1 protein-coding gene is annotated in these 9101 nt (G+C 42.6%); it reads left to right on the forward strand.

All coding sequences use genetic code 11. From position 1 onward, the window contains the following. Positions 1 to 139 precede the first annotated feature (139 nt). A partial coding sequence (locus HWQ37_RS08245) for an Ig-like domain-containing protein (RefSeq protein WP_292745723.1) occupies positions 140 to 9101 on the forward strand: 8962 nt, incomplete at its 3' end.

Consider the following 9101-nt stretch of genomic DNA (forward strand, 5'->3'; position numbering starts at 1 on the left):
AATTGTCGCCAATATTGGGATTACGTCAATTAGTGGATAATGCACTAATTGACGTAATCTTAAAAATTGGCTGAACCTTTTTAAATACAATTAAAAACTAAAAATAATCAACAATTTACTACTGGTGAGGAGTTAGGTCATGGGTAGTCCTGAAAATGGTGTGAACAACGGTGGTTTAATGCCACCATCTTTATTAGAAAGTGCATCCTTAAGTGCATCCCTAGATGATAATTCTGGTTTAGCCGAATTACAAAAGGCACTGAAATCTTCTTCTAGTAGTTCTGATCCCATCAATTTTGAATTAGGAAAACCCTCTGATTCCAATAACCCTGCAACTATTAGCGATAATCAAAAATCAAATCCAAATCAAATTGCCAACTACACCCCTTCAAGTGGGATTTTTGATAACGGACCATCAATTACCCAACCAGTTGTCGCCAAAACGACTCCCCTGTTAAAAACCAGCAATAAAAATCAAAAATCTGCCACAACTCAAAGCGTAGATTCACTCACAGGTAATACATCCGACGCTTCCCTACTTGGCATCAGCAACCCGACGACCAATATTAGCGCCAATTCTGCCTCTGCACCTCTAAGTGTTCAAACTCAACAAAATACCAGCCAGACTTCGACCCTCCCCTTCGCCATCCGTACAGATGGTACAATCAGCATCAACGGTGGCGGAGATTTTGATGGTGTCCCAACAGACCTCACAGATGATGCCCTAATTTACGCAGCGAAGGGATTTACAATTAATGGCAATCCCACCTTACCCGTACAAAGAAATGCTCAGGGAAACCCCATTCGGGATGCAAATGGCAAACTAATTCTGATCGATAGAGCTGTTACTGTTGCATCAGGATATACCACCATCAACGGGACGAACAACCAATATGCTAATTTAATTCCCCCGCAAGTAGTGGCACAGCAAACAATCACCGTGCCAGCTTACGCAGACATAAAACTTGTTGAACTCAACCGCAGAATACCAGCAGGCACTCCTACTGTCACCTTTAACATTTCCCAAAACCCCATCAACAATGCTAACGATTGGACAAACAAGTTTCCACCTCCTGGTACTACCAGTAATCCGAAAGTTGTCAGAGTCATAGGTGGCGGACTCAACGTTCCTGCCAACGTTAGTTTAAGCAACTATGTCATTACCGTTGACCAAGGAGACATCAACTTTAACGGTAATGGTCAAAATTTTAATAATGTAGTGCTAATTGCTAATAACGGCAATATTAACTTGTCCAATGTCCAGTCCCGCGATTTGTCTGTATTTGCTTCTAGTTCCATAAACATGAACGCGGGAGCCAGATTTGCGGGTTACACCACAATTGCCAATGGTAACAGTAGCGGCAACATTACCTTCAACGGCGCTACTACAACTACGAACACTACCGACAATCTCAAGGTAATATCTGCTGGAGATATCACTTATAATGGTGCATCTGACACCCGTGGTTTGTTTTTGAGTGTTAAGAACTTTACTTTTAATGGCAGTTCAACCTTGTATGGTTCGATTAGTGCTAAAGGAAATATCATTTTCAATGGTCAAGCGACTGTGATTGGTGTCGCTGAATTGATGCCAGATATTACCCCACCTGTAATTAGCGCTACTTTAGCTCGTGATACTGCACCCTTCGGACAAACAAATCAAGATTTTATTACTTTTGACCCTACAATTACGGGAACTGTTACTGACACTAATCCCATACTTGAGTTTCGCGCCGGCTTCAATAATACGCCATCTGCCAACTACATCAGCGTGATTGCCCAACGCAATAGTGATGGCAGCCTTAGCTTTACCCGTTCTCAATTGGAAACTATTAATGGTGGCACTCTAAGCGACGGCATTTACACTCTGCACTTACAAGCCAAAGACTTATATGGCAACCTTTCTGATACCTTTAATCTGACATTCACTCTCGACACAACTACACCTTCCCCCAATAATTTAGATTTACGTACCGTTGATGATAGCGGTTCTAGTAATACTGACAACATCACAAATAAAAATACACCATCCATTACAGGTAATGCAGAAGCTGGTGCAGTTGTTCAACTCTTCAATAATGGGCAAACAATTGGTCAAGCAACAGCTAATAATACTGGTGTATGGCAAATTGTTACTAGCAACCTTACAGATGGTACTTATAATCTCACTGCTACCGCCACTGACATTGCTGGCAATGTCAGCAACTTGAGTGCGCCGATTGCGATCGCGATTGACAGCACATTACCTCTGTTAACGCTAAATACCCCAGTTGATACTGCACCTCTTACTCCAGGAGCTAGATTAACTGGTCGTGTCGATGGTACTGGTTCTGCTGTAACCGCATTGAGCTATCACTTTGATAACTTAGCGTCAGTTACAGTACCATTTAATAATGCTACAGGAGCATTTGACCAGTCTCTGAATTTGACTGGACTTGCTAATGGGGCGCATACACTAACTATTACCGCTACTGATACAGCAGGTAATATCAAAACAACTCAATATCATGTCACGGTAGTTATTGATCAGGATGCACCTGTGATTAGCGCTACCTTAGTGCGAGATACTGCCCCTGGTAACACGACCAATACTGATAAAATTACCTTTGACCCCAGCATTACGGGTACTGTCACCGACGTTAACCAAGTTGTTAGCTTTCGGGCTGGTTTCAACAATACAAATGTTGCCAACTTTGTCAATGTTTTATCTACTAGGCAATCTGATGGTAGTTTTAGCTTTAGCCGCCCGCAATTAGAACAAATCTATGGCGGAACTTTGCCAGATGCCCAACACATACTGTACTTGCAAGCGACAGATTCCTACAGCAATACTTCTAGCGTATTTGCCGTTGCCTTTACCTTGGATAGTATCACACCTGCACCGACTTTAAAATTGTCAACAGCTAGCGATTCGGGATTTAACAATAGCGATCGCCTCACTAACGATGCAACTCCCACAATTGTTGGCACTGCCGAAGTTGGAGCATCTGTACAATTATTCAACAACGGACAGCAAATCGGACAAACTACTGTCAGTGCCGATGGGACTTGGCAAATAACTACATCCTCATTGACAGATGGGATACATTCCTTAAGTGCTGCTGTTACTGACATCGCCGGAAATACTAACACCTCTTTGACATCTCTTGTCGTCACTGTTGATACTGCGCTTCCACAACTGACCCTCGATAAACCTTTGGATCAAACTCCCCTGCGACAAGGAGATAAAATCACAGGGAGCATTAATGGTACAGGTAGTAGTGTAATTTCCTTGAGCTATCGCTTCAATAACCAAAGTGAAATACCTATTGCCTATAATACTGCGGAGGCTTTTGACCAGGAACTAGATTTAACTGGACTTGGGAATGCTAGCCACGTTCTGACGATTGTGGCAATTGATGCAGCTGGTAATTTACTGACGACACAATATAACGTCACTGTTCAGCTAGATGAAGCAGCACCTGTAATAACCGCAGCTTTGACAAATGATACAGCCCCAAGCGATACAACTAACAGCGATCGCATTACTTTTGACCCGGCAATTAGCGGTAATATTGTTGATACTAGCCGTGTAGTTGAATTCCTTGCAGGTTTTGATAATACACAAGTTGCCAATTTTGTCAATGTTTTATCCCAGCTAAATAGCGATGGGACTTTTAGCTTTGACCGCACTCAACTGACAGCAATTTACGGCAGTTCTATCCCTGACGGCGTGCATACCTTACACTTGGTTGCCCAAGATGAATTTGGCAACCTCAGTGAGGTTTACAACTTCACCTTTACACTAGATACAACAACACCTGCACCAAACAATCTCGATCTGCCTGCTAGTAACGATAGCGGCACGAGCAATACTGATAACATTACCAAATACCCATCCTCAAACATTACAGGTAACGCTGAAGCTGGTGCAACCGTCCAACTTGTCAATAGCAATGGCGGACAAATTCTCGGTCAGGCAACTGTCAATGCTAATGGTGTATGGCAAATTACTACCAATAACTTAGCTGACGGTACGTACAATCTCAGTGCTATTGCTAGTGACATTGCTGGGAACCTCAGCAGCATCTCGGCAATAAACATTACCATTGATAGCACTGCACCTACCCTGGCCTTAACAACTCCTGTTGATACAGCACCATTAAAACAAGGGGCGCGTCTAGTTGGCAGTGCCAATGGTACAGGTAGTAGCATTAGTGCTTTGAGCTACAGCTTTGACAATCAAGCCGCAATACCTTTATTTTTCAACCTTGATGGTAGTTTTAACCAACAGCTTGACTTTACAGGAATTGCCAACGGCGATCGCGTTTTGACAATTACTACAACAGACATTGCGGGGAACATTACTACCCAGCAGTATAATGTTACCGTTAATCTCGATTACGAAGCTCCAATTATTACCGCGAACTTAATACGTGACACTGCTCAAGGAGGAAATACCAATAGCGATCGGATTACTTTTGACCCGACAATTGTTGGTACTGTCACCGATGCCAATCGCGTAGTTGAATTGCGAGTTGGGTTGAACGATACGCTTGCTGCCAACTATGTCGATATTACTGCCCAAATTCAACCTGATAGCAGCTTTACTCTCAATCGCACTCAGCTAGAAACCATTTTGGGTAATACTTTAACTGATGGCGTACATACTCTATACTTGGTAGCCAAAGATGAATTTGATAACATTTCACCTGCCTTTGAATATACTTTTACGCTGGATACCAGCACACTTACACCTAGCAATCTAGACCTGACTCCAAATAGCGATCTAGGAGTAAGTAACAGCGACGATATTACTAATGTTAGTAATCCCACCATTACAGGTAACGCTGAAGTGGGGGCAACAATTCAACTTTTCCACTCTGGGCAAGTTTTAGGCACTGCAACAGCTGATAGCACAGGTACTTGGCAAATTGTCACTAGCGAACTCACTGACGGTACATACAATCTCACGGCGGTTGCTACTGATATTGCAGGTAATGTCAGCAATGAGTCTGCACCATTGCAAGTAATTATTGACAAAGTAATACCGCAACTGACTCTTAGCACTCCTGTGGATACTGCACCACTTGCAACAGGAGCCAATCTAACTGGCAGTGTCAATGGTACGGGAAGCGCAGTGGCATCGCTGCGCTATCGCTTTGACAACCTTGAGGAAATTAATGTTGATTTTGACGCTACAGGAGGATTTAACCAACAATTAGATTTGACTGGGCTGAGTCATGGTACTCATGTACTAACACTGATTGCCAGCGATATTGCAGGTAATCTCACAACAGTTACTTATAATATTAAAATTAATAATGATACTATTGCCCCTGTAATTGCTGCGGTTCTAAGCAACGACACTGCACCAGGCGGTACAATTAATAGTGATAAAATTACTGCTGACCCAGCAATTAACGGTACAGTTACTGATATAAGTCGAGTTATCAGTTTCCGGGCAGGATTTAACAACACCCTCGCTGCCAACTTTGTTGATGTTATTGCCCAACTAAACACTGACGGCAGCTTTAGCTTCAACCGCACACAACTCGAAGCAATATACGGTAGTTCTTTGCCAGATGGCGCTCATACCTTGCGCTTAATCGCATCTGACGAATTTGGCAACACTTCAAACGCCTTTAGCTTTACTTTTACGCTGGATACTACTGTCACTCAACCAGTCTTCAATTTAGATGCAGCATCGGATTCAGGTACAGTTGGCGACAAGAAAACCAAATTCGATACAGTCACACTTACAGGTTTAACTGACCCTGGTGTGACTGTCTCCTTGGCTGCAACAAATACTACCATTAGCGCTGATAATACAGGCAAATTTACCTTTACTAACGTTTCTTTAGTCGCAGGCGTTAATTCCTTCACCGTCAAAGCAACGGATATTGCAGGCAACCAACGCACCTATACAACCACCGTCTACCGTTTTAGCGCTCCTACTGCCATTAACCTCACGGCTAACAGCATTGCTGAAAATAGTCCTAATGGTACGGTGATTGGTGAATTGAGCAGTATCGACCCCGATACAAGCGATAGCCATACTTATAGTCTGGTAGATGATGCCCAGGGGCGATTCCAGATTGTAGGCAATTCTTTACAAGTGGCTAATAATACACTTATAAATTACGAGAACCAGAGCCAGCATACTATCGTCGTTCGTAGCACTGACGCTCAAGGTCTAAGCACTACTCAAGAAATTACAGTTAATGTAACCAATGTTAATGAAGCTCCCAGCTTTACTAGTACGCCTATTATTACAACTATTGAATCTGGTAGTACTTATACTTATAATATCACTACCATTGATCCGGATGCTGGTGATACCCGCATTATCACTGCGACTGGAGTTCCCAGTTGGTTAATCTTTACCGATAACGGCGATGGCACTGCTGCCTTAACAGGCACCTCGAATGAAAATCAACTGGGTTTATTTAATATTGCATTTACGGTAAAAGATGGAGGCGGACTTAACACTATACAAAATATTATTCTCGGCAGTCAAATTAGTTTGACTGAAGAAACTGACTTTACAGCAACTCGTAATCTACCTCTAATCATTCCAGCAACGCCTTCTATCCTCAGCTTCAAGATTGATAAGAGTTTTGATATTTCCGATCCTGATGCTATTAACGATGCCTTTGAGGTGGCCTTAGTTGATGCTAATGGGAACTCTCTAGTACACACCATCGCATCTGGTAGAGATGCTTTCTTCAATCTGACAGAAGGGGAAAATGTCGCATTGGGCGCGGGTGCTAATTATAACAGTACTGACCAGACTGTGAGCTTGAATTTGACAGGCGTTAAACCAGGTAATGCCACTCTCATTTTCCGTCTGGTAAACAATGACACCGATACTACTACCAATGTCAGCATTACCGAATTTGCTCTGCAAACTGCACCAGCTAATACACAACCTCCTTTACAGTCGGGTTTTGGTACGCAGCTATCTGCAAACACTACGACATCGCCTAACTTCAACAACTTGACAGATGTCTCTCAAAGTTTCAGTGCAGATTATCACCGCACTAGCTTTAATGCAGATACCCACTTACTATATGCAGACATTGCAATACACAACATTGGCTCTTATAGTGTTGATGCTCCAATGATAGTTGCTGTTAATCACATCAGCGACCCGACTGTTGTTGTACGCAATCCTGATGGCTTTACACCCGAAGGTATTCCCTACTATAACTTTTCCAACTTAGTTGCAGGTGGAAAACTCGATCCAAATGGATTGACTGGTAATCGTAGCTTAGTATTTTTTAACCCAAATCAGGTACAGTTCACTTACGATTTGCAAGTGCTGTCTCAGTTGAACCAGCCACCTGTGATTCAGACCAAGCCAGAAATAGAAGTAATTGCAGGTAAGCCTTATCGTTACGATGTCAGTGCAACCGACCCCAACGGCGATAGCTTGACATACAAACTCTTGGTTGCACCCAATGATATGACTATCAATCCTACAACTGGGTCAATTACTTGGAGTACAACAACTGCTGATATTGGCAACCAAACAGTTTATCTGCAAGTAAATGATGGTCATGGGGGGATAACAGAGCAAAAATATATCTTAGCGGTGCTAAGTGATACTACCCCCAACCGTCCGCCCAGCTTCGTTACAGACCCTGTAGTTGATGCAGCCGTTAACCAGCCCTATATTTACAATTCCTCTTCAGTTGACCCAGATCAAGACCCTTTAACTTACAACTTGATTATTGGGCCAGATGGCATGACTGTAGACCCGATAACTGGGCAGGTGAAATGGACTCCACAGCCAGTATCAACACTTGGTGACACTGTTCTGGCTCAGATTAGCACTCCCGGTGAGGTAGACAAATATACCTTTAGTGCGGTGTCGGGACAGCGAATGTACTTTGACGGACTCAATTTCAATGGTAATACTTACGATTGGAAAATACAGGTTTACAGCCCTAGCAATCGATTAATTGTTAATTCCGATGCTAGTTTTAGCGGGCCGTTTAACATCACCGAAAATGGAAATTACCATCTGATTGTAAAAAAGAATGGGGATCTTACAGGTAACTATGGTTTTAGTTTAATAGACCTTGAACAAACGAGTGCAGTCAACTTTGACCAAAACATTAGCGATCGGCTAAACCCAGGTACTAAGGATAAGCTATATCATTTTTCTGCTACTCAAGGGCAGCGTTTGTACTTCAATAGTATTAGCAGCAACACAAGTCTTGATTGGGTTGTCTATGGTGGAGACAATCAGGTGATTTGGCAATCTGGTTGGAGTGATGTTGAAACAGTACTGCCAAGCGACGGTCTTTACATTTTAGCGCTGCGTGGCAAAGCAGCATTTAGCGACAGTGTTCCTTATACTTTCCAAATTGTTGATGCTCAAACGGTTAATGGAACGTTGAGTGTTGGGAACAATATCACACCGAACATTGTGAATGGTAACATTGTTAAGAAGGGTGAGCAAGATATTTACACCTTCACTGGGACAGCAGGGCAACGAATAGATTTTGATATACTCAAAGATGGTGGGTATTACACAGATACAGCCACTCTCTACAGTCCTAGTGGTATCAAGTACTTAGATAACTACTACCTCAACTATGGCGATGTTTTCCCCTTTACCTTAAACGAAAATGGTACTTACAAGCTGGTGATTGATGCTATAGGGGGAAATACAGGAGCTTACAGCTTTAGTATGCTGGATGTCGCTCAAGCAACGCCAATTAACTTAGATACTGATATCAATGGCACGCTCACTCCCGGCTCCTCAACGCAATTATACCAGTTTAATGGCACTGTCGGACAGCATCTTTACATGAACTCGCTCTTAGGTGCAGCAGGTTATTGGTATATTTATGACTCTGGAAATAATCGTGTTGCTGCGACTGTGCTGGCAAATGACTTTGAACTAACCTTATCTAAAACAGATACTTACACTCTGGTTATACAAGGTGGAGGTAGTCAAGGAACGGATGGCAACACTCCGATTGATTATAAATTCCGCATCATTAATTCTAATACACCTACCACAACCCTAAGTTTTGGTACTAATACCACACCGAATGTTGTCAGCGATTCGATTGTAAAAAAAGGTGATGTTAACACTTATACATTCA

This window comes from Nostoc sp. NMS4 (genome assembly GCF_017115095.1).
Classification (GTDB): Bacteria; Cyanobacteriota; Cyanobacteriia; order Cyanobacteriales; family Nostocaceae; genus Nostoc.